The organism is Pseudarthrobacter sp. S6 (assembly GCF_050156575.1).
Classification (GTDB): Bacteria; Actinomycetota; Actinomycetes; order Actinomycetales; family Micrococcaceae; genus Arthrobacter.
This window is the reverse complement of record NZ_CP189581.1, coordinates 3,387,099-3,407,563: the sequence shown is the minus strand read 5'-3', so window position 1 is coordinate 3,407,563 and position 20,465 is coordinate 3,387,099. Positions and strand designations below refer to the sequence as shown.

Sequence of the window (20,465 nt, the reverse complement as noted above, 5' to 3'; positions counted from 1 at the left end):
CGAAGAAACTGGCTTAGGAAGCGGCGCGTCCGTGTCGAAGTGCCCCGTTTCGGCCGGACAGGGCACAGGGCACAAGGGCACAGGCGGGGAGGACCCTAGTTTTCTTCCTCGTCGTTGAAGGCCCACTCGAACATGTCGAAGACGAATTCGGAGAACGTGCCTTCTTCGCTCTTCCACTGGCCGCGGGCGTTGTTGCGGCGGTACACGATGGGGTCAGGGATGCCGAGGTCGCCCACACGGAAGCCCCAGGTGAACTGTTCTTCCTCATCCTCGAGGAACATCAGGAAGCCTTCGTCATCCACTTCCAGCTCTTCGGGATCCCAGAAGTAGTGGTACGCCTCCATGATGTCCTCGCAGCCGCCCACCGCCAGGTAAAACTCGCGCAGGGCCAGGGGAACCTGGAACTGGTGCTCGGCGAGGGCCGCGTCCAGTTCATCCGCAGGCAGGCCGTCTTCTTCCTGCCATTCGTCCTCGAGATGGGTCGGAACAAGCGCGCGGAACTTCTCGAGGAACATGTCAGTCATGCTCATATCCTAGCTAACTGCGGCCCGCTCCCGAGCCGCTGCCAGCCCCATCAGCCCCGCCACCACCGGAGCCCCGCCGGTGCAAGCCATGTACGGCCAGCGGGACATACCAGGACCGGCGCCAGGCAACCACGCGGAACGCGAACACCACGGCCGCCACCGCGCACGCCGTCAGCACGTTGAAGGCCCCTGTTACCCAGAGCAGCGCCGTCAAGGCCGCCCCGCTGAAGGCCGGCAGCGCGTAGAGGTCCCGCGGGTCGAAAAGCTGGGGCACCTCGTTGGCGGTGATGTCCCTCAGCAGGCCGCCGCCCACCGCCGTAGTCACGCCGAGCAGTACGGCGGCTACCGGATTCATCCCCAGTGCCAGGGCCTTCAGCGTTCCGGTGATGCAGAACAGGGCCAGCCCGCCGGCGTCGAACAGCACGAGCAGCGAGGTGTACCGCTGCACGCTGGAGTACAGGAAATACACCAGGACGGTGGCCAGTACCGGTGGGACCAGATACGCGGGGTTGGAGAAGGCTGCCGGTGTGGTGTTGAGGATGATGTCGCGGATGACGCCGCCGCCAAGGGAGACCAGGGACGCCAGCAGCAGCGAACCCACCAGATCGAATTGCTTCCGTGCCGCCAACAGGGACCCGGAGACGGCGAAGAAGAAGACGCCGGCCAGGTCAAGCCATACAAGGTCGATGTCGAACGGCAAAGTGTCGAACGGCAGTGTCATGAGGCGTCCCGGCGGTTTCATGGTGGGCGGACAGGGCGGCTCCAACGTTACGCTAGCCCCTATGAACAACCCGATCATGATCGCCTGCGCCCATGGGACATCCAGCACGCAGGGAGCCGCGGTGGTCAACGCGCTGCGCGCTGACATCGCCGCCTTGCGCCCTGGCCTGGACGTGCGGGAAGCCTACGTGGACGTCCAGCAGCCGGACCTCGTGGACGTGGTGGCGGGATTGCCCGCAGACTCAACTGCCGTCGTCGTGCCGTTGTTGCTGAGCGTGGGCTACCACGTCAAAGTGGACATCGCCCGGGCCGTGAAGGGCCGGCCGGGCAGCCTGGCCGCAGCGCCGCTCGGCCCGGACCCGCGGCTCGCGGCCCTGCTGGACCAGCGCCTCCGCGAGGCCGGCGTTACGGACCGCGACGCGATCGTCCTCGCCGCTGCCGGGTCCTCCAATCCCAATGCCGCCGTCAGCGTGGAAGAGCTCGCCGACCAGCTCAGGGGGCTGCGGCGGAACCGGATTCTGCCTGCCTACGGTGCCTCTGCCCAGCCGTCGGTGCCCGACGCCGTCGCCATGCTCCGCCTGGAACTGGAAGGGGGTGCCGGGGCCGGGGAGTCCGCCGGTGCCGTGGACGACGGCGGCCGCGTGGTGATTGCCTCCTACCTGCTCGCGCCGGGGTTCTTCCACGACCAGCTGGCCAAAGCCGGAGCCGACCTCGTGACAGAACCACTGCTGCCGTCGCCCGTGCTCGCCGAGATCGCGCTGGAACGGTTCGACGCCGCCGTCGTCCACGGTCAAGAGGCGCCCGCACGGGAACCGTAACGAAGCACAGCGGGCGGGCTTCTTCAAGGCTCTCCGGCGGTTCGTGACGAATTGTTTCCCTAGGTGACCTCCCGTTTCCGGACCTTTGTGACGCACTTCGGCAGGCACCTACAGTCGATGCATGACTGATACAGCTCTAGCCGGAGCGTCCGTGGACCCCGCCGCCGCCAAGCGCCCCGCGCGCGCCTCCCGCCCCGCTGCCAAGCCGCACGGGCAGTGGAAAGTGGACGGCAAAACCCCGCTGAACGCCAACGAAACCTGGAAACAGGAAGACGACGGCCTCAACGTGCGCGAGCGTATCGAGACCATCTACTCCAAGGACGGCTTCGACGCCATCCCCAGCCAGGACCTCCACGGCCGCTTCCGCTGGTGGGGCCTGTACACCCAGCGCAAGCCCGGGATCGACGGCGGCAAGACCGCCACGCTCGAGCCGCACGAGCTCGAAGACAAGTACTTCATGCTCCGGGTCAGGATCGACGGCGGCGCCCTCACCACCGAGCAGCTGCGCGTCATCGGCCAGATTTCCGTTGACTTCGGCCGGGATTCCGCCGACCTCACCGACCGCCAGAACATCCAGCTGCACTGGATCCGGGTGGAGGACATCCCCGAGATCTGGAAGCGGCTTGAGGGTGTTGGCCTGTCCACCACCGAGGCCTGCGGCGACGTGCCCCGTGTCATCCTGGGCTCGCCTGTGGCCGGCATCGCCAAGGACGAAATCATCGACCCCACGCCGCTCATCGCGGAGCTGGGCGAGCGTTTCATCGGCAACCCGCTGCTGTCCAACCTGCCGCGTAAGTACAAAACCGCCATCACCGGCCACCCCAGCCAGGACGTGGTCCACGAGATCAACGACTTCGCCCTGGTGGGCGTCCGCCACCCCGAACTGGGCGTTGGCTACGATCTCTGGGCCGGCGGCGCGCTGTCCACCAACCCGATGCTCGGCAAGCGCCTCGGTGCGTTCGTGAAGCCCGAGGAGGCTGCCGAAGTCTGGCTCGGCGTCACCAGCATCTTCCGCGACTACGGCTACCGCCGCATGCGCACCAAGGCCCGCCTGAAGTTCCTGATGGCCGACTGGGGACCGGCGAAATTCCGCCAGATCCTCGAGGACGAATACCTCGGCTACAAGCTGGCCGACGGTCCCGCCGCGCCCAAACCAACCACCCCGGGCGACCACATCGGCGTGCACGAGCAGAAGGACGGCAAGTTCTTCATCGGCGCCACCCCGCTGGCCGGCCGCCTGTCCGGCGCTCAGCTGGTCAAGCTCGCGGACACCCTTGAGGCCCGCGGCTCCTACCGTCTGCGCACCACCCCGCACCAGAAGCTCGTAGTGCTGGACGTTGCCAAGGACCACGTGGAACCGCTGGTTGCCGAGCTGGACGCCCTGGGCCTGTCCGCCCGCCCGTCCGTGTTCCGCCGCGGCACCATCGCCTGCACCGGCATCGAATACTGCAAGCTGGCCATCGTCGAAACGAAGGTCACGGCCGCCACCGCGGTCGCTGACCTGGAACGCCGACTGGCGGACCTCGCGGAGTCCGGCGAACTGCCGCACGCACTGTCCCTGCATATCAACGGCTGCCCCAACTCCTGCGCCCGCATCCAGACCGCGGACATCGGGCTTAAGGGCATGATGCTTCCCACGCCCGACGGCGACCCCTCCCCGGGTTTCCAGGTCCACCTGGGCGGCGGGCTGGCTTCCGACAGCCGCGAAGAGGCAGGCCTGGGACGCACCGTCCGCGGCCTGAAGGTGTACGTCGAGGACCTGCCGGACTACGTGGAACGCGTGGTGCGCACCTTCGTGGCCAAGCGTTCCGAAGGCCAGACGTTCGCCGAATGGGCCCACGCAGCTGACGAGGAGGCCCTCCAGTGACCAACACTCAGCCGGCGGCATCGCCTGCCAAGCTCCGCACCCATGACGAGCTCAAAGTCATCGCCGAGTCCGGCGCTGCCGAGCTCGGCTGGGACGCCCCCGCCCGCGACGTCATCGCCTGGGTGGAGCGCAACTTCGACCTGTCCTCTGTTGCCGTTGCGTGCTCCATGGCCGACGCCGTCCTGCCGGCCCTGGTCGCAGACCAGCTGCCCGGCGTCGACGTCCTGTTCCTGGAGACCGGCTACCACTTCCCGGAAACCTACGCCACACGTGATGAGGTGGCCGCGAACCTCCGCGTCAACGTGGTGGACGTGCTTCCCGAGAACACGGTGGAACAGCAGGACCGGCTCCTGGGCAAGGACCTCTTTGCCCGCGACGCCGCCCAGTGCTGCGCCCTCCGCAAGGTGGCCCCGCTGCGCCGCACCCTGGCCGGCTACGAACTCTGGTTCACCGGCGTCCGCCGCGACGAAGCCCCCACCCGGACCAACACCCCGCTGGTGACCTGGGATGAGGTCAACGGCCTGGTCAAGGTCAACCCGGTGGCCGCGTGGACGTTCGACCAGCTGGTCCAGTACTCCGACGACAACCTCCTGCCCGTCAACCCGCTGCTTTCCCAGGGTTACCCCTCCATTGGCTGCCAGCCCTGCACCCGCAAGGTGGCGCCCGGAGACGACCCCCGCGCCGGCCGCTGGGCAGGCACCGACAAGACAGAATGCGGACTACACGTATGAGCACTTTCCTAACTGAGGAGACCACCCAGGTGACTGAAGCCGCCGTATCTACGCGCCTCTCCAGCCTGGACACCCTCGAGTCCGAAGCGATCCACATCATCCGCGAAGTCGTGGCCGAGTTCGAGAAGCCTGCGCTGCTGTTCTCCGGCGGCAAAGACTCCGTGGTGATGCTGCACCTGGCCACCAAGGCGTTCTGGCCGGGCAAGGTCCCGTTCCCCGTGCTGCACGTGGACACCGGCCACAACTTCCCCGAGGTCATCGGCTTCCGCGACCGGACGGTGGAGCGGCTGGGACTCAAGCTCGTCGTCGGGAGCGTCCAGGAGTTCATCGACCGCGGCGAACTCGCCGAGCGTGCTGATGGCACCCGTAACCCGCTTCAAACCGTGCCGTTGCTGGACGCCATCTCGCAGAACAAGTTCGACGCCGTCTTCGGCGGCGGACGACGTGACGAGGACAAGGCCCGCGCCAAGGAGCGCATCCTGAGCCTCCGTGACGAGTTCGGCCAGTGGGACCCGCGCAACCAGCGCCCCGAGCTGTGGAACCTCTACAACGGCCGCCACACTGTGGGCCAGCACGTCCGTGCGTTCCCCATCAGCAACTGGACCGAGCTGGACATCTGGCGCTACATCGAACGCGAGAACATCGAGCTGCCGGGCCTGTACTACGCCCATGACCGCGAAGTGTTTGCCCGCGACGGCATGTGGCGTGCGGTGGGCGAGGTTTCCCAGCCGCTGCCGCACGAGGAAGTCATCGTCAAAACCGTCCGCTACCGCACCGTGGGCGACATGTCCTGCACCGGTGCGGTTGAGTCGGACGCAGCCACCGTGGGCGACGTTGTGATCGAAGTTGCCGCCTCCACCATCACCGAACGTGGCGCCACCCGTGCAGATGACCGCATCTCCGAGGCCGCCATGGAAGACCGCAAGAAGGATGGTTACTTCTAAATGAGCACCGAAACTTCATTCCTGGCCGCCGAGCTGGAAACGGCCCTGCCTACCACTTTGTTCCGCTTCGCCACCGCCGGATCGGTCGACGACGGGAAGTCCACTTTGGTGGGCCGCCTCCTGCACGACTCCAAGGCGATTCTCGCTGACACGCTCGACGCCGTTGCCCGGACCTCCTCCGACCGCGGCTTTGGCGGCGAGAAGGGCGGGATCGACCTGGCCCTCCTGACGGACGGCCTGCGTGCCGAGCGGGAGCAGGGCATCACCATCGATGTGGCCTACCGTTACTTCGCCACAGACCAGCGCAGCTTCATCCTGGCCGACTGCCCCGGGCACGTCCAGTACACCAAAAACACGGTGACCGGCGCGTCCACGGCGGATGCCGTCGTCGTACTCATTGACGCCCGCAAGGGTGTCCTGGAGCAGACGCGCCGGCACCTGTCCGTGCTTCAGCTGCTGCGCGTGGCGCACGTGATTGTGGCCGTGAACAAGATCGACCTGGTGGACTTCAGCGAGTCCGTGTTCCGCGAAATCCAGGCCGACGTGCAGCAGGTGGCCCGCGAACTGGGCATCGGCTCCGCCGAGCTGGGCAGCGCGGACCACATCGATGACCTGCTGGTGATTCCGGTGTCCGCCCTCGACGGCGACAACGTGGTGGACCGTTCCGAACGCACCCCCTGGTACGACGGCCCGGCCCTGCTCGAGGTCCTCGAAACCTTGCCGGCCGCGGACGAGATCGACACGCAGCTGGAGAGCTTCCGCTTCCCCGTGCAGCTGGTCATCCGGCCGCAGGGTGCGCTGGCTCCCGATGCCGTTGCCGGTGGCCTGGATGTTGAGGCCTTTCGTGACTACCGCGCCTACGCCGGCCAGATCACCGAGGGGTCTGTGAAGGTGGGGGATTCGGTGTCAGTGCTGACCCCCGGCCAGGCTGCCCGCACCACCACCGTGACCGGCATCGATTTCGCCGGCGAATCACTGCAGGAAGCGTTCGCCCCGCAGTCTGTGGCGATCCGCCTGGCGGAGGAATTCGACGTCGCCCGCGGTGACACTATTGCCGCCGCCGGGACCTTCCCGGAGGCCACCGCTGACCTGTACGCCGCGCTGTGCTGGCTCTCGCCGAAGCCGCTGCGTGAAGGCGCCAAGGTGCTGGTGAAGCACGGCACGCGCACTGTCCAGGCGCTGGTCCGCAGCGTCAGTGGCAAGCTCGACCTGGCCACGTTCAAGCTCGAGGGCGCGTCCAGCCTGGAGCTGAACGACATCGGCCACGCGCAGCTGAGGCTCTCCGCGCCGCTGCCGTTGGAGAACTACCTGCACCACCGCCGGACCGGCGCGTTCCTGGTGATCGACCCGCTGGACGGCAACACGCTGGCCGCGGGCCTGGTCAAGGACCACCGCGGGGACCACGAGGACGAGCGCTACAGCATCTGAGTTTTACCCGAGACCGCGGCTTGTTCGCAGATCCTGGCCTTCACGGGCCGGTTTTGCGAACAAGCCGCGGTTTTGTCGTTTCGTATCCTTGGCAGGAGGTGGTCCGGGTCGCAGTCACCGTCGGAGAACTGGACGATGCCATCTTCGGAGCGGCATAGGCGGCCCAGGCCATCATCCAGTAGGGATACAGGTAGGCAACGGCCTCTGGCGACACCGAATGCGCGCCACTGCTAAGGGGAAGGGGCAAAGCCGCGCCTGTCAAAGGTCCCTTGGGGACGCATCCCTTAGAGGCGGTTGTGGAAGCGGTACCCGCAGTACCCGGCTCGGAGTGTGCTCGCTGGAGGAGTTTGTCCCCGAAGTCCGGGGGTGATCGCACGCGGTTAGTTGGGAGATAACAGCAGGGGTGCTGCTGCTTCAGCCATCTGTTTATGGTTGTGGGCGGCACCTGGAATTACCGACAGGGCCCAATTGAATTCGTCGCCTTCCTGGGCAGCGTTCCGTGCGGCCTGGTAGAAATTCAAGCCTCGAGTGAGTCTGTTGTCTCCTTGGGCATCTGTTCTTCGGTCACGTTGAAGGAGCGGGTCCTTCGGATCTATGTCGTTGGCTCCCAGCAGGATGACGAGGCGCCGCGTAAAGGCATTCCGCAACTCCTTGGATGAAAGCGAAGAATTCTTTACTCCGTAGGGAAAATCTATATCCTGATCCGGCATCGTGTACCAGCCGGCATTTGCTGCAACGGCAATTCGGACATGGTTTTCCGCAGTGAACTCCATGAAACGGTGCACGAACTGGCCACCCGCTGAGTGCCCAAAGAGGGCGTAGTCTTTGGCCTTGCTGTTTGTGTCGCGGACAACCGCTTCGAAGAGGGCTTCGACCATGTTGAAGCTCCAGGCCTCGGGCGGATTGATATTCCCGTTGGTGTCCAGGACGTTGCCTTGGTTGTAGGAGGACGCTCCTGGGTAGTCGTCTCTTGAGAATTCGAGCACCAGCAGCAGGGTGTTGCGCTCTTGCACTATCGGCAGCCAGTCCTCCCTGTAGGCTTCCCCATCCCGGTGGGCTCCGGTCATGACCATCAGGATTTGGGCCGACGATGGATCCTCCGGCGCGTGATACCAGACCTTAATGGGCTGGTCGGACAGCGGGCCGTCCCAAGAAAAGGAGAAATTTCCCTTAGTGCCTGGCTGGATCATGCTCGTCTGTGGGCCGGTGCCGCCGGGGGCTGGCATGTTTTCTCCCTGATTGGATTTTCTTGTTTTTTGGCCGTCGTCTCCTGCCAGGAAGGTGCTCGTCGCAAGGACTGCCAGCCCTGCGACGAGCCCAGACGCTAGCACTCCACGGAGCCACTTACGCCGTTTTGGTTGACCACGGGGTATGGTCACCTCGGCGGCTCCAGGCAGCGGCATGGCATTCTGGCTACAGTGCCTTGGATCTGCAGGGCTGGATTGATAACCGACATGATACCCAGCATCTGCGGGGCACTACACGGCTGGGTTTGGAATCCTGTTACGAAGTTATCTGTGACAATGCATTTCACCGCCACTTGCGTAGGTGCATCCCGGCTCAACTCCAAGCTGAGCATCAGGCCGAAGCCCTGTTTTCCATAGGAATCGTAGCGCCCTGGCGTGCCAAATACGAAGTTACCTAGGTTGTATGCGACCGGAACATCCCCAATAAATTCGATCTTGTCTGCGATGTGGCTACCGGTACCGACTATCGCGTCGTAGCCAGCGGCAACCATTACCTGGGCCCAATAACGCTGCTGTGGTTGTGTGTCAGTGTAATTGTCTCCCCAATGCACGTAGCCGATCACCCAGTCAGCCCCCGCAGCGGTGGCGAGGTCGTAACCGCGCTGCACTGTTCCGGGGCTGAACGCCACGGTGCCGGGACTAATCTCGGTGGCCGTTGTCGCCTTGCCGAAGTTTTCGCCGAGTGACACCACGCCTATCGTCCCCAATTCGGTGCGCAGCATCAAAGGCCGCTCGGCCTCGGTCAGGTTGCGCCCGGCACCAAAAGTGGCCATCACGGAATTACTGGCAACCTTCATAGTGTCTTCAAGTCCTGCGAGTCCCATGTCCATGGAATGGTTATTGCCTAGGCCGATAGCATCAATGCCAGCCTTCGATAATGCCCATGCTCCTTTTGGTTCGGCCTTATACGAGTATGCCTTTCCGGGGTTCAGCGGCTGGGTCTGGGACGTCATCGGCCCCTCAGCGTTGGCTATCACGAAGTCTCCGTCTATGAGCGGTGCAACCGCTGCCAGCGCCGTGTCATGCCCCAGCGGGTCCAACATCGGGGTTTCGCCGTCCCCCAGCATGGTGTCGCCAAGGAATTGGACAGACCACCGGCCCTCAGTGAGATTGCCGGCCGGCACGACGATGGCCTGAACGTCCGGTGCCTGCTTCGCCCCGTAATTGGCTACGATCGCGCCCGTACCGGCGAGGGACACTGCCAGCGCCATTGCCATGAGGAGCCTGTCGCGTTTCTTCGGATGCATGGGGCTACTCCCTTTTCAGGCTGGTTCCGCTAATGCGTGGATCTGTGCCCGTTCGGACGTGCTCAACCTCGGCAACGGAGGGTGGGGACGACGCTGGGAGGTTCGTCTCCAGCCAAACCCGGTCCCGGTACTCTTCACCGGTCATCACTTCTGCGATGGTCCCCTTCGACAGAACCACTATCTTGTCCGCCAGTGCGAGCTCTTGGGGATCCTGGGTAGCCAGCAATACTGTTCCCTGGAATCTTCTTAGCGTGGTTGCGAAGGCTTCCTTCGCGGCCTTGTCCAAGCCAAGGGTTGCCTCGTCCAAAAGCAGGATAGGGGGATTGCCCATCAGTGCCCGGGCAAGTGCTATCCGTTGCCGCTGGCTCTTGGACAGGTTGAGCCCGCCTTCGGCTATCCAGGTCTGCGGACCGTAGGGCAGGTCTGCGAGGGCTTCGTCCAGCCCGGTTGCCGCCAGCACCCTGTCAACGTCCTCTTGCGACGCGTGGGGGGCGGCATAAGTGAGGTTCCGCCACAGCGATCCCCGCATCAGTGGCAGTTCAGGACCCATGGCCCCTATCCACTGGGCGGCCGACCGGAGTGCTGTATTCGCCAGCACCTGGCGGTCGATGATGACGCACCCTCGGTCAGGATCGACTGTTCTGGAGACCAACCCGAGCAGGGACGTTTTGCCGCTCCCGCCCTCTCCGGTCACAGCAACCACTTCACCCGGTCTAACATGCAGATTGATATCGTGGAGGGACCCCGTTACCGATACTGAGGAAAACTCGATTGCGCCGTGACGGACCTTAAGGGGACCGTGGTCGTTGCCGTCCATGTCCCTGCTCGAACTGCGAAGGTATTCCTTGATCTTGCCGACGGAGACCTGAGCACGGTGCCAGTAGTCGTGGGACAACCCCAGGGTACGCACCGGACTGGAGAGTTGCCGGGTGACAACGACGAATGCAATAACGGTCCCGATGCTCGCGGTTCCCTGCCGGACTTCGAACAGCCCGGCAGTAAGGACGGCTGCCAGTGCCAGCAGGGCAAAAGCGGTTGCGACGCCACGAAGGTAGCCGCGCAGGCGGGCAACCCTGATGAGCGCACGGGTGAGTTCATCGTTTTGGTGTGAGAGGCGTGCGTACTCTCCCGCTGAGCGCCCGAAAACCTGCACCACAGGTTGGGCGTTGAGCTGCTCGTCGAGGTTGCTCATGACGAGTGAGCGGCGCCGGCGCATGATGCGTGTTGCCTGTCGCATTCGTTGTCCGGCGACCACCGAGGCCGCGGCCCCGGCAGATATTGCCGCAACGATCGCAAGTGTCATCCAGAAACTGAAGAAGAACAGTACTGTCAGGGTGCCGACCAGCACTAGGACCGCTATCATCCCGCTGAGCACTCCGCGGCTGATCCACATCCTGGTCATCGAAAGGTCACCAAGAAAGCGAAGAAGCAGGCCTCCTCGAGCCCTGCCCTGAAATTGCCGGGGTGCCATACCCTGAAGGTGCGCGTACATTTTCATCCGCAGGTCCCGAACCACGTTGTAGCCTGCCGTCTCGGCTACGTTGAAGGCCATAGCCCGGAGCCAACCGTGGAGCAAGGCGACAGCGCCTAGGATTGCGGCCTGAACCAAAGTCCAGCGCCACTGCAGGTCGGCAGCAGCTCCTACAGTCACCGGTTCGAAGTTGTCCACGATGCTGCGTAACAATAAGACGTAGGACACCAAAGTAAGGACCTGCGCCAGTCCGATCGCAGTGACTTTCGCGAAGACGCTTGCTGGGATCCGGTAAAGCCTGTCCTTGTCAGCCACCGCGCTTACCACGCGTCCGGGCTGCCAGCGGAAGTCGCCGGCCTCGGGAATCCGAACAGCCCCGGCCGTGGCCGCGGCCGGGGCTGGTCAGGAGATGCGTTGAAGGGGCCAATCAGCACCTCGCTGGTCGCGGGGACTTGCTGAGCCTCGATCGCGGATTGGGCCTTGTCCGCGCTTGCCGCGTGAAGGATGTCGGAGATTCCAAGCAGAGGGGCTGCCGTCGCTGGACTGGTGAGCTCCTCGCGGGTCAGCACCGGCAGCCCCGTCACGGCCTCGGCTTCCCGAATCGCCAAGGGTGAGCGGGTAAGAAGCCCAGTAACAGCCAAGACATTATGTCCAAGTTTTTGCAAATGACTTACGCCGGCCATCGCACCCATCGAGTCAGGCGCAGCGAAGATTACTGCGTCAATCATGGACCGGAAAACCTCGGACTCCAGCAGCCGGGAAGTCTCGCCTTGGTAGATGCCGTCGGCGACTTCCACGAGGTTTAGATCAGTTCCTGACGCCGTGAGGTGATTGATCAGCTCGCCGAGTTTGGCCTCCACCACATCCATAGGCTGACGGTAGGTAGAGGCCAGTCCAACGTCAGTAAAGTCCAGCATCAAGTGGGCGCCGGCATCGAGCATGCACCAGTAATCGTTTCCGGACCCCGTCCCGGTTGCTTTCGCAGCGCCCACGCGGACACCCGCCTTGCCCAGGCCGTGGACGAGGCAGTGGACAGTGGTGGTCTTACCGGAATTCATCGCCGTTCCGATGACCGCTATTGTCCGGGGACGGGGAAGCTGCGGCCTGACTGGCTTCAGAGCGAAATCGTCTACGTTCAGAGGGTTGCCCTTGGCGTTACCAACCAGACCGATGGGCTCGATTTCCGTTGCCCGCCTGACTGCCTGACTGCGGCTGAGTACTTCAGAGGCAATACCACCCGATGCCACCAGTTGGGCTTGGCCCAGTGTCGCGGGAACCTGTGACTCAAATTGGTCAGTGGCATACCTGTCGCCGTAGGTGACGATGATTTCATCGTCGTCGTGCAGCACGGCTCGACGTCCGTTTGGCTGCTCGATGTGACGGTGATGGCCCAGTTGGACGATACGCGCAAGGACTAAGTCGCCGGACCTTGGGCGGACCGCCCCGGAGATCAGCGAACTCATGCTGTTTGGCAATACTCGTCTAGTGGTGAAAGCAACCTTTGCCTTTGTAACTCGATCCGCTTCCAGTGGCTTAACCCATACGCGTCGGTTCGTCGTCATATGTGGCACCGTACGCGGTGCTTTGGTACGGGATAAGGGAAGGTTGTACCCCTTCTGTCAGCACCGCTCACGCGAACTCCCGGAATTGGTACGCAGTTTTAGGCAGGGCACTACTTGAGACAGAAGGCCCCTAGTCAGCCGTTCCGTTGGAGTAGGCGCATTAGTGCAGGTCAGAGGGGTATCAATGTGTTAGCAGCCACATAAGAGACCGGAGCGCCGAACGAGGCCACTTTGCGTCCAGTGTCACAGGCAAAACCCCCTATTTTGTCATCAAGCAGCAGTATGGCCCTCTTCTCACCACTAGGCATGTGACGCTGCATGAACCCGCGTGACCCCCCGTTTCTGCTTCATTGAATGGGTTTATGTCTCTCCCTATGGTGAAACAATGACCAGTTCAAGGCCCGGGATGACCCGCATCGTGGCAGGCGAAAACGCAGTACCCCAGCGCAAACGCGCCGTCGAGGCGGCGTTGGCGATCGCACTCGTCCTCCTGATCGCTGCCGGTGCCGTGGTGGCGTCCACCATTTCCCGCAATACGGCGGCTGAGGCAGCCATCCCGTCGCCCAGTCCGGCCGCAGAACTGAAGCTGGGCTACTTTGGAAACCTGACCCATGCCCCCGCCCTGGTAGGCCTGAAGGAGGGGATATTCGCCCGGAACCTGGGCGACACCAAGCTCAGCACCGAAACTTTCAACGCCGGACCCGCCGCGATCGAAGCGCTGAACGCCGGCGCCATCGACGCCACCTACATCGGCCCGAACCCCGCTATCAACTCGTTCGTCAAGAGCGAAGGGGAGTCCGTGAGCATCATTGCCGGTGCCGCTGCCGGTGGTGCGCAGCTGGTTGTGCGTCCCGGGATCACGTCCGCGGCCGAGCTCAAGGGAAAGACCCTGGCGTCGCCGCAGCTGGGCGGGACGCAGGATGTGGCCCTCCGCGCGTGGCTTGGCTCGCAGGGCTACAAGACCAATGTGGGCGGCAGCGGTGACGTGGCCATTAACCCCACCGAAAACGCCCAGACGCTGAAACTGTTCCAGGACGGAAAGCTCGACGGCGCGTGGTTGCCCGAGCCCTGGGCCTCCCGTTTGGTGCTCCAGGCCGGAGCCAAGGTCCTGGTGGACGAAAAAGACCTCTGGGACGGCTCGCTTTCCGGCAAGGCCGGCGAGTTTCCCACCACCGTCCTGATCGTCAACAAGAAGTTCGCCGCCGCGCATCCGGAGACCGTGAAGGCACTGTTGAAGGGCCACGTCGAGTCGGTGGCATGGCTGAATGACACGCCCGATGCACAGAAAACGGCCGTCATCAACGAGGCCCTGCAGGAATCGGCAGGCGCGGCGCTTCCCGCCGATGTCCTTGATCGGGCCCTGAAGAACGTGGTGTTCACAGTGGATCCGCTCGCGGGAACCTACCCCAAGCTCCTGGAAAACGGGGTGCAGGCCGGCACCACCAAGCAGGCGGACATCACGGGACTGTTCGATCTCCGGGCCCTGAATGAAGTCACCGGGACCGCCCGCCGGGTCTCCGCTGCCGGCCTCGGCCGGGACTGACCGCCACCTACCGCACCACTACCTAAGGACGGGACCATGCCAGTCGTACTGGAAAACCTGGGCAAGCGCTTCGGCGACGGCGCCCCGGTGCTCGACGACGTCAACGCCACCATCGGCGCGGGCGAATTTGTAGCCCTCCTCGGTGCGTCTGGCTGCGGCAAGTCCACGCTGCTGAACATCATGGCGGGACTGGACGTCCCGACGTCGGGCGCCCTTGAAGTGCCCAGCGACGGCGCAGCTTTTATGTTCCAGGACGCCGCCCTCTACCCTTGGCTGACCGCCCGGGAGAACATCGAACTGGCCCTGAAGCTGCGACGTGTGGGGAAATCTGAACGCCGGAGCAAGGCCGATGAGCTGCTCGAGCTGGTGCACCTCGGCGGGGCCGGGGACAAGCGCCCGCATGAGCTTTCCGGCGGTATGCGCCAGCGCGTGGCGCTGGCCCGGGCGCTGTCGCAGGACCGGCAATTGCTGCTGATGGATGAGCCGTTTGCCGCCCTAGACGCGATCACCCGCGACCTCCTGCATGACGAGCTGGAACGCATCTGGAAGGAAACCGGGCGCACCATCGTTTTTGTGACCCACAATGTCCGCGAGGCCGTGCGGCTGGGCCAGCGCGTGCTGCTGCTGTCGTCCCGCCCAGGCCGCGTGGTCCAGGAGTGGGCCGTCACCGAGGAACACCGAACCGACGCCGGCCTGGCCGGACAGCTGACCGGGGTCATCACCGCCCGGCTGCGGGAGGAGATTCGCCGCCATGCCAAATAACCCCACGCCCCTCGCCGGGAGCGCCCCGCTGGTCGCAGCTGAGGCTGAGACTGAGCAGGAAACCATCAAAGTCCACGCCGCGCTGACGCGATCTTCCACCGGGCACGAGGACCTGCGCGAGCTCGAGGCCGGGCTGGATTCGCTGCAGTCCGATGCCGCGCGCAAGCACCGGATCGACTGGGGCCGTGTGCTCCTGCCCGTCGCGGCCCTTGTGGCCCTTGTCCTGATCTGGCAGTTCTACGTTTCCCTTGGCCTCAAGCGCCGCGACCAGGTTCCCGGTCCGCTGGACGTCCTTGGTCAGTTCGGTACCCTCTGGGGCGAGGGCAAGCTGCAGGAAGCGGTGTGGACTTCGCTGCAGCGCGGGCTGGTCGGGTTCCTGATCAGCGTTGCCATCGCAACGCCGGTGGGGTTGCTGTTAGCCCAGGTCGCGCCGTTGCGCCGGGCCTTCGGGCCGCTGATTTCAGGACTCCAGGTACTGCCGTCTGTGGCCTGGGTGCCCGCTGCCATCATCTGGTTCGGCCTCACGGACGCCACCGTCTACTTCGTCGTCTTTATGGGTGCGATTCCGTCCATCATCAACGGCCTGATCTCCGGCGTGGACCAGATCCCGCCGCAGTACCGCCGCGTGGGCACCGTTCTGGGCGCCAACCGCTTCCAGATGGCCGTGCAGATCATCCTGCCTGCCGCGCTGCCCGGCTACCTCAGCGGTCTCAAACAGGGCTGGGCGTTCTCGTGGCGGTCGCTGATGGCCGCGGAAATCATCGCCGTGGGCGGCACCATCGGTTTCGGCCTCGGCTCCATGCTGAACCAGGGCCGCGACCTATCCGACATGACCATCGTGATGTCAGCGATCCTTCTGATCCTGGCCGTCGGCATCCTGATCGAACTGTTGGTGTTCGCGCCGATCGAGAAGCGCCTCCTCCGCAGCCGCGGCCTCCTCGCCGGCAGCACCCGCTAACCCTCCATCCAACGCGGGGTCAGATCCGGCCCGATAACCACCGTCTATTGGGCCGGATCTGACCTCGCGTTGGTTTCTAGTGCCCAGCAGCGCCCGACAGCCAGTCCCGTCGGTCTGGCAGACTGGCGCCATGACTGTCAGCTTCGTGTGCCGCACCGCATCCGCCCTCCCGCGGGAGCGCCTGTTCGATCTCGCACGCAGCATTGAGGCGCACCTGGATTCCCAGAAAGTCGCCGGGGAACGGGCGGTTGGCGGGGTCACCTCGGGCCTGATTGGTGAAGGCCAGGAAGTGACGTGGGCGGCCCGGCATTTCGGCGTCCCGCTGAGGATCACAAGCCGGATCACCGCACTCGACTTTCCCAACAGTTTCACGGACGAACAGGTCAGGGGCCCATTCAAAAGGTTCCGGCACGTCCACGAGTTCGAGACCACGGCCACCGGCAGCATCATGACGGACCGCGTGGAGTTCACGGCACCTTTTGGGATCCTGGGCCGCCTGGTGGAGGACCTGGTCCTGCGCCGCTACCTGCAGCGGCTCATCACCGACCGCGGCCGGTTCGTGGCCGGCCTTGAGGACTAACGGGTCCCGAGGCTAAGCCTGAGGGAACGGCGGCGGCCCCAGGATCTCGATGCCGCCGTTCAACCGCCCTGATTCACGGATGCGGCCGAAATCCACAACGCCTGTTCCTTCGCCATCAACCAGCGGTTCGCTCGCGCCAAAGTAGAACGCCTGGGCGCCGCCGGGGGTGTGCAGGCACAGCATGCGGGTCCCCTCCTGAAGGACTTTGAAGGCGTGCGGGACTCCCCTCGGCGCGATGACCACGCCACCCGCCGCGATCCGGTGCTCCGTGCCGTCCATGTTCATCAGGATCTCGCCGGCCAGGATGTACATGGTTTCGTCCGAATCCGGGTGTGTGTGCAGGGGTGTGACTTTGTCGAGGGCCATTTCGTCCTCGAAGAGCAGGAACGCCCCGGCAGTGTCTTCCTCGGTCGCCTTCCAGGTCTGCACCCCGCCGCCGAAGAACCAGCGCCTGGCCCCTTCGCCGGGCTGCCGGACAACTGCGGATGTTGAATTCTTCGTCGTCATGGTGGTCGCCTCGAGAGTGGTCGGAAGACTTATGGGACTCGTGTCCCATAACAAGACTGGAGTACCATAAAGATCATGTCAAGACCCTATGTAGACGTCGGCCGCACCGGCCAGAAGCGCCGCACCCTTGATGCGCTGGTAGCTGCGGCGCGCCAGCTTGTTGCGGATGGCGCCGCGCCCACGGTGGACGACGCCGCACTGTTGGCCGGAGTGGCCCGCAGCACCGCCTACCGGTACTTCCCTGGGCAGCGGGAGCTGCTGGCTGCAGCCCATCCGGAAACCGCAGCCACGTCGATGCTGCCCGAAAATCCGCCGGCCGACGTCGCCGAGCGGCTGGACGCCGTGGTGGTCGAATTCACTCGGATGATCGTCCGTACCGAAGGGCAGCAGCGCACCATGTTGCGGCTCTCGCTCGAACTTCCTGCGGGCCAGGAGCGGAGCCTGCCCCTCCGGCAGGGCCGCGCCATCGCCTGGATCGCAGAGGCCCTGGCCCCGCTTCAGCAACAAATGTCCGAGATGGAGATTCATCGGTTGGTTCTGGCGATCCGCAGCGCCACAGGCATTGAATCCCTGGTCTGGCTAACTGATGTCGGCGGCCTGAGCAGGGAGGAGGCGGTCGCTTCTATGCGGTGGACTGCCGGTGCACTCCTGAAGCAGGCGCTGCTGGACGGACCCCCGGAACGGGGCTGACACGTCCGCCCCGTTGCACCGGAATATGCCGCGACTCCCGGTTCCTGAGGGGTATACCTTGGGACTTATCCGGAGGCATCAGGGCAGGCGTTGCGCGATGTGAGGAAGGCCATGGAACGTGCGGTGGGGGCAGGCGAGGGCGTACTGGCGGGGATCGGCTCTACGCCGCTGATCGAGCTGGGCAAAGTGGTGCCGGCAGGATCGGCCAGGGTGCTCGCCAAGCTTGAGTTCGCGAACCCCACCGGGAGCATGAAGGACCGGATGGCCGTGGCGGCGATTAGAGGTGCCGAAGCCCGCGGCGATATCACCCCCGGCGATACCGTCGTCGAGTACACCGCCGGGACAACTGGCATCTCGCTTGCCCTGGTTTGCGCAGCCAAGGACTACGGGCTCCACGTCGTCTTTTCGGACGCGTTCAGTGACGAGAACGCCGGACCATGGAGGCGCTGGGGGCAACGGTCGAGGACGTGCCGAGCGACCACGGACGGATCACAGAGCGGCTGATCAAGGCGATGATCGCCCGGGCGGGTGAACTGAGCGCGCAGCCAGGCCATTGGGCTTGCGACCAGCTCAACAACCGCGACGCCATGACGGGTTACCTTACGTTGGGCCAAGAAATCTGGCAACAGTCGTACGGCCGAGTCGACGCTTTCGTCCAGTTCGTCGGAACCGCCCACTCGATCCACGGCACGGCGCGTGCCCTTCGTGCGCACCTTCCCGGGCTGCGGGTCGTCGCCGTCGAGCCCGCCGAGTCTGCTGTACTCTCCGGGGGCCCGACGGGCTCCCACCGGATCGAGGGGACCGGCATCGGCTTTATTCCCCCGCTCTGGGAGCCAGCGGAGGTGGATGCGATTGAACGGGTCTCTTCCGAGGAAGCGATGGCGATGAGCCGGCGGCTCGCCCGCGAGGAAGGCATCTTCGCCGGGACCTCCTCCGGAGGAAATGTGGTTGCCGCGCTCCGCGTGGCCGAACAGCTCGGTCCAGACGCAACCGTTGTCACAGTCATGGTCGACTCCGGCTTTCGCTATCTCAGTACCGGTCTTTACGGGCAGTAGCCAGGACTCGCACCGCGACGCCGTCAGCGGAATCCCAAAGTTCCGGCGCACCCTTGTTCTGGTCCGGGCAGCTTCCTAGACTCTGGAATAGGCCGGCAGGCGGCCGATTCCGCTGATGTTCTTGAGGAGACTGCAATGGCGCTTAACTTTGGAGTACTGGCACTGGTCGAGGCCAAGCCGGGGAAGGAGCAGGACGTCTGGGACTTCCTCAGCGGAGGCCGTGACATTGTGGCCACCGAGCCGGGCACTAAGACCTGGTACGCCTTTCGCGTCGACGAAAACACCTTCGGCATCTTCGACACCTTCGAGACCGAGGAAGCGCGGCAGGAGCATCTCAACGGTGCCATCCCGGCGGCGCTCGGCGAACATGGCCCAAGCCTCTTGGCCAAGGATCCCAACATCCGGCTGGTCGAGCTCATAGCCGTGAAGGAGGCCGAACCGGAACTGAACAGAATGTGACGCCCCGTTACCTTACGTGAACTGGTGTTTCCGCTGCCGTTGTTGGTGAAACTGCGCGGCCCTACCGTTGATTCATGGCAATTCAGGATATTTACCCCACAGCACTGCGGCTGCTCGGCCGCCCCGTGCTGGTGGTGGGCGGCGGCCCCGTGGCTGCCCGCCGCGCCAAGGGTCTGCTCGACGCCGGTGCACAGGTCACCGTCGTGGCTCCCGTTGCCTCCGCAGCGCTCCGCGAACTGGCCGACGCCGGCCTCCTCACCTGGGAGCCGCGCACTTACCTTCCGTCCGACGTCGACGGCGTCTGGTTCGTCCAGACGGCCACGGGCGATCCCGCCGTGGACACCCAGGTGTCGGCCGACGCCGAGGCGCAGCGCATCTGGTGTGTCAACGCCTCCGACCACGAAGCCTCAGCCGCGTGGACGCCCGCCGTCGCCGTGGTTGATGACGTGCAGATCGCCGTGAACGCCGGGGGAGACCCGCGCCGCGCCATGGCCCTGCGCGACGCCGTCGCCACCGCCCTGGAGACCGGAGATCTCCCGCTGCGCCGCCGCCGAGCGTCTGGCGGTTCCGTGGCCCTTGTGGGTGGCGGGCCCGGCGACACGGGCCTCATCACCGTCCGCGGCCGCCGGCTCCTGGGCCAGGCCGACGTCGTCGTGGCAGACCGCCTCGGCCCGCGCGAACTGCTCAACGAACTGGCCCCCGACGTCCGCGTCATCGAGGTGGGCAAGACTCCCGGCCACCACCCCGTGCCGCAGGCCGAGATCAACCGCATCCTCGTGGACGAAGCCCTGAAAGGGCACCGAGTGGTCCGGCTCAAGGGTGGCGACCCGTACGTTCTGGGCCGCGGCGGCGAGGAAGCCGAATACTGCCGGCAGCACGGCGTTGAGGTCGAAGTGGTCTCCGGCGTCACGTCCGCGATCTCCGTTCCCGCAGCCGCCGGCATTCCCGTGACGCACCGCGGCCTGGCCAAGGGATTCAGCGTGGTCACCGGCCATGAAGAGCTGTCCGAGGTCCCCGCGCGGGCGGACCACACCATCGTTCTGCTGATGGGCGTGGCCGCACTTCGCGACTCCGCCGCCGCCCTGGCCAGCGCCGGCTTGCCTCAGGACACTCCAGTTGGCATCGTTGAGAACGGCTATCTGCCGAATCAGCGCGTAACGATCGGCACGCTCGGTTCCATCGCCGACCAGGCGGAAGCCACCGGCGTCGCAAATCCTGCCGTGATTGTGATCGGCGACGTTGTCCGCGTCAGCCCGTTCGCGCCGTCGCATTTCAGGACAGCGGACTACAGCACCACCACCCCGAACAGCCCCCGCACCACCGCAAGAGCCTTCACTATCTAGCCCCACCCA

19 protein-coding genes and 1 pseudogene are annotated in these 20,465 nt (G+C 64.8%); 13 read left to right on the top strand and 7 right to left on the bottom strand.

The window, feature by feature from the left end; translation table 11 throughout:
* Positions 1 to 95: 95 nt before the first annotated feature.
* The gene (locus tag ACQCS0_RS16300) at positions 96 to 524 is read right to left on the bottom strand and encodes a hypothetical protein (protein ID WP_193341890.1); all 429 of its coding nucleotides are present in this window, start codon (positions 522 to 524) and stop codon (positions 96 to 98) included.
* Positions 525 to 537: 13 nt separating this feature from the next.
* Complete coding sequence (locus ACQCS0_RS16295) at positions 538 to 1,245, bottom strand: TRIC cation channel family protein (RefSeq protein ID WP_354153204.1); 708 nt, start codon at positions 1,243 to 1,245, stop codon at positions 538 to 540.
* 61 nt (positions 1,246 to 1,306) lie between these two features.
* On the opposite strand from ACQCS0_RS16295, the gene ACQCS0_RS16290 reads away from it, so the two are divergent.
* From ACQCS0_RS16290 to ACQCS0_RS16270, 5 genes are all read left to right on the top strand, one after another.
* Positions 1,307 to 2,062, top strand: coding sequence for a CbiX/SirB N-terminal domain-containing protein (locus ACQCS0_RS16290; RefSeq protein ID WP_354153205.1), 756 nt, complete (start codon positions 1,307 to 1,309; stop codon positions 2,060 to 2,062).
* 121 nt (positions 2,063 to 2,183) lie between these two features.
* Positions 2,184 to 3,929 carry a nitrite/sulfite reductase gene (locus ACQCS0_RS16285; protein ID WP_354153206.1) on the top strand — a complete coding sequence of 582 codons (1,746 nt, stop codon included), beginning with the start codon at positions 2,184 to 2,186 and terminating at the stop codon, positions 3,927 to 3,929.
* Positions 3,926 to 4,660, top strand: coding sequence for a phosphoadenylyl-sulfate reductase (locus ACQCS0_RS16280; protein WP_354153207.1), 735 nt, complete (start codon positions 3,926 to 3,928; stop codon positions 4,658 to 4,660). The genes ACQCS0_RS16285 and ACQCS0_RS16280 overlap by 4 nt, the downstream gene beginning before the upstream one ends.
* Positions 4,657 to 5,604, top strand: coding sequence for a sulfate adenylyltransferase subunit CysD (cysD, locus tag ACQCS0_RS16275; protein ID WP_354153208.1), 948 nt, complete (start codon positions 4,657 to 4,659; stop codon positions 5,602 to 5,604). Before ACQCS0_RS16280 ends, cysD begins: the two co-directional genes overlap by 4 nt.
* Positions 5,605 to 7,032: a sulfate adenylyltransferase subunit 1 gene (locus tag ACQCS0_RS16270; protein ID WP_426939852.1), complete on the top strand. Its 1,428-nt coding sequence runs from the start codon at positions 5,605 to 5,607 to the stop codon at positions 7,030 to 7,032.
* Between the two features lie 380 nt (positions 7,033 to 7,412).
* On the opposite strand, the gene ACQCS0_RS16265 is transcribed toward ACQCS0_RS16270, so the two are convergent.
* From ACQCS0_RS16265 to ACQCS0_RS16250, 4 genes are all read right to left on the bottom strand, one after another.
* Complete coding sequence (locus ACQCS0_RS16265) at positions 7,413 to 8,258, bottom strand: hypothetical protein (RefSeq protein ID WP_354153210.1); 846 nt, start codon at positions 8,256 to 8,258, stop codon at positions 7,413 to 7,415.
* A 149-nt stretch (positions 8,259 to 8,407) separates the two neighbouring features.
* Positions 8,408 to 9,526 (bottom strand): CapA family protein, encoded by a 1,119-nt coding sequence (locus tag ACQCS0_RS16260; protein WP_354153211.1) that lies wholly within the window; start codon positions 9,524 to 9,526, stop codon positions 8,408 to 8,410.
* A 4-nt stretch (positions 9,527 to 9,530) separates the two neighbouring features.
* Positions 9,531 to 11,312, bottom strand: coding sequence for an ABC transporter ATP-binding protein (locus ACQCS0_RS16255; RefSeq protein ID WP_354153212.1), 1,782 nt, complete (start codon positions 11,310 to 11,312; stop codon positions 9,531 to 9,533).
* Positions 11,313 to 11,317: 5 nt separating this feature from the next.
* Positions 11,318 to 12,460, bottom strand: coding sequence for a DUF1611 domain-containing protein (locus ACQCS0_RS16250; RefSeq protein WP_426939851.1), 1,143 nt, complete (start codon positions 12,458 to 12,460; stop codon positions 11,318 to 11,320).
* 505 nt (positions 12,461 to 12,965) lie between these two features.
* Here ACQCS0_RS16250 and ACQCS0_RS16245 point away from each other — a divergent pair.
* The 4 genes from ACQCS0_RS16245 to ACQCS0_RS16230 all read left to right on the top strand — a co-directional run bounded on the left by ACQCS0_RS16245 (position 12,966) and on the right by ACQCS0_RS16230 (position 16,402).
* Positions 12,966 to 14,102 carry an ABC transporter substrate-binding protein gene (locus tag ACQCS0_RS16245; protein ID WP_354153765.1) on the top strand — a complete coding sequence of 379 codons (1,137 nt, stop codon included), beginning with the start codon at positions 12,966 to 12,968 and terminating at the stop codon, positions 14,100 to 14,102.
* Between the two features lie 36 nt (positions 14,103 to 14,138).
* The gene (locus ACQCS0_RS16240) at positions 14,139 to 14,864 is read left to right on the top strand and encodes an ABC transporter ATP-binding protein (RefSeq protein WP_354153214.1); all 726 of its coding nucleotides are present in this window, start codon (positions 14,139 to 14,141) and stop codon (positions 14,862 to 14,864) included.
* Positions 14,854 to 15,822 (top strand): ABC transporter permease, encoded by a 969-nt coding sequence (locus tag ACQCS0_RS16235; RefSeq protein ID WP_354153215.1) that lies wholly within the window; start codon positions 14,854 to 14,856, stop codon positions 15,820 to 15,822. The genes ACQCS0_RS16240 and ACQCS0_RS16235 overlap by 11 nt, the downstream gene beginning before the upstream one ends.
* A gap of 130 nt (positions 15,823 to 15,952) precedes the next feature.
* Positions 15,953 to 16,402, top strand: a complete 450-nt coding sequence (locus tag ACQCS0_RS16230) for an SRPBCC family protein (protein WP_426939850.1) — start codon at positions 15,953 to 15,955, stop codon at positions 16,400 to 16,402.
* Positions 16,403 to 16,414: 12 nt separating this feature from the next.
* Here the strand turns inward: ACQCS0_RS16230 and ACQCS0_RS16225 are convergent, their stop codons facing one another.
* Positions 16,415 to 16,909, bottom strand: coding sequence for a cupin domain-containing protein (locus ACQCS0_RS16225; RefSeq protein ID WP_354153217.1), 495 nt, complete (start codon positions 16,907 to 16,909; stop codon positions 16,415 to 16,417).
* Positions 16,910 to 16,984: 75 nt separating this feature from the next.
* Between ACQCS0_RS16225 and ACQCS0_RS16220 the strand changes: the two genes are divergently transcribed.
* From ACQCS0_RS16220 to cobA, 4 genes and pseudogenes are all read left to right on the top strand, one after another.
* Positions 16,985 to 17,599, top strand: coding sequence for a helix-turn-helix domain-containing protein (locus ACQCS0_RS16220; protein WP_354153218.1), 615 nt, complete (start codon positions 16,985 to 16,987; stop codon positions 17,597 to 17,599).
* A 111-nt stretch (positions 17,600 to 17,710) separates the two neighbouring features.
* A pseudogene (locus tag ACQCS0_RS16215) lies at positions 17,711 to 18,654 on the top strand (PLP-dependent cysteine synthase family protein).
* Between the two features lie 135 nt (positions 18,655 to 18,789).
* Positions 18,790 to 19,113, top strand: a complete 324-nt coding sequence (locus tag ACQCS0_RS16210; RefSeq protein ID WP_354153219.1) for an antibiotic biosynthesis monooxygenase — start codon at positions 18,790 to 18,792, stop codon at positions 19,111 to 19,113.
* A 74-nt stretch (positions 19,114 to 19,187) separates the two neighbouring features.
* Positions 19,188 to 20,456 carry a uroporphyrinogen-III C-methyltransferase gene (gene cobA, locus ACQCS0_RS16205; RefSeq protein WP_354153220.1) on the top strand — a complete coding sequence of 423 codons (1,269 nt, stop codon included), beginning with the start codon at positions 19,188 to 19,190 and terminating at the stop codon, positions 20,454 to 20,456.
* Positions 20,457 to 20,465 lie beyond the last annotated feature (9 nt).

What these genes read in the sequence shown, in the direction of transcription:
- ACQCS0_RS16300 (WP_193341890.1), bottom strand. Translation starts at nt 524, where the DNA reads ATGACTGACATGTTCCTCGAGAAGTTCCGCGCGCTTGTTCCGACCCAT.
- ACQCS0_RS16295 (WP_354153204.1), bottom strand. Translation starts at nt 1,245, where the DNA reads ATGACACTGCCGTTCGACACTTTGCCGTTCGACATCGACCTTGTATGG.
- ACQCS0_RS16290 (WP_354153205.1), top strand. Translation starts at nt 1,307, where the DNA reads ATGAACAACCCGATCATGATCGCCTGCGCCCATGGGACATCCAGCACG.
- ACQCS0_RS16285 (WP_354153206.1), top strand. Translation starts at nt 2,184, where the DNA reads ATGACTGATACAGCTCTAGCCGGAGCGTCCGTGGACCCCGCCGCCGCC.
- cysD (WP_354153208.1), top strand. Translation starts at nt 4,657, where the DNA reads ATGAGCACTTTCCTAACTGAGGAGACCACCCAGGTGACTGAAGCCGCC.
- ACQCS0_RS16270 (WP_426939852.1), top strand. Translation starts at nt 5,605, where the DNA reads ATGAGCACCGAAACTTCATTCCTGGCCGCCGAGCTGGAAACGGCCCTG.
- ACQCS0_RS16265 (WP_354153210.1), bottom strand. Translation starts at nt 8,258, where the DNA reads ATGCCAGCCCCCGGCGGCACCGGCCCACAGACGAGCATGATCCAGCCA.
- ACQCS0_RS16260 (WP_354153211.1), bottom strand. Translation starts at nt 9,526, where the DNA reads ATGCATCCGAAGAAACGCGACAGGCTCCTCATGGCAATGGCGCTGGCA.
- ACQCS0_RS16250 (WP_426939851.1), bottom strand. Translation starts at nt 12,460, where the DNA reads ATGAGTTCGCTGATCTCCGGGGCGGTCCGCCCAAGGTCCGGCGACTTA.
- ACQCS0_RS16245 (WP_354153765.1), top strand. Translation starts at nt 12,966, where the DNA reads ATGACCCGCATCGTGGCAGGCGAAAACGCAGTACCCCAGCGCAAACGC.
- ACQCS0_RS16240 (WP_354153214.1), top strand. Translation starts at nt 14,139, where the DNA reads ATGCCAGTCGTACTGGAAAACCTGGGCAAGCGCTTCGGCGACGGCGCC.
- ACQCS0_RS16235 (WP_354153215.1), top strand. Translation starts at nt 14,854, where the DNA reads ATGCCAAATAACCCCACGCCCCTCGCCGGGAGCGCCCCGCTGGTCGCA.
- ACQCS0_RS16230 (WP_426939850.1), top strand. Translation starts at nt 15,953, where the DNA reads ATGACTGTCAGCTTCGTGTGCCGCACCGCATCCGCCCTCCCGCGGGAG.
- ACQCS0_RS16225 (WP_354153217.1), bottom strand. Translation starts at nt 16,909, where the DNA reads ATGACGACGAAGAATTCAACATCCGCAGTTGTCCGGCAGCCCGGCGAA.
- ACQCS0_RS16220 (WP_354153218.1), top strand. Translation starts at nt 16,985, where the DNA reads ATGTCAAGACCCTATGTAGACGTCGGCCGCACCGGCCAGAAGCGCCGC.
- ACQCS0_RS16210 (WP_354153219.1), top strand. Translation starts at nt 18,790, where the DNA reads ATGGCGCTTAACTTTGGAGTACTGGCACTGGTCGAGGCCAAGCCGGGG.
- cobA (WP_354153220.1), top strand. Translation starts at nt 19,188, where the DNA reads ATGGCAATTCAGGATATTTACCCCACAGCACTGCGGCTGCTCGGCCGC.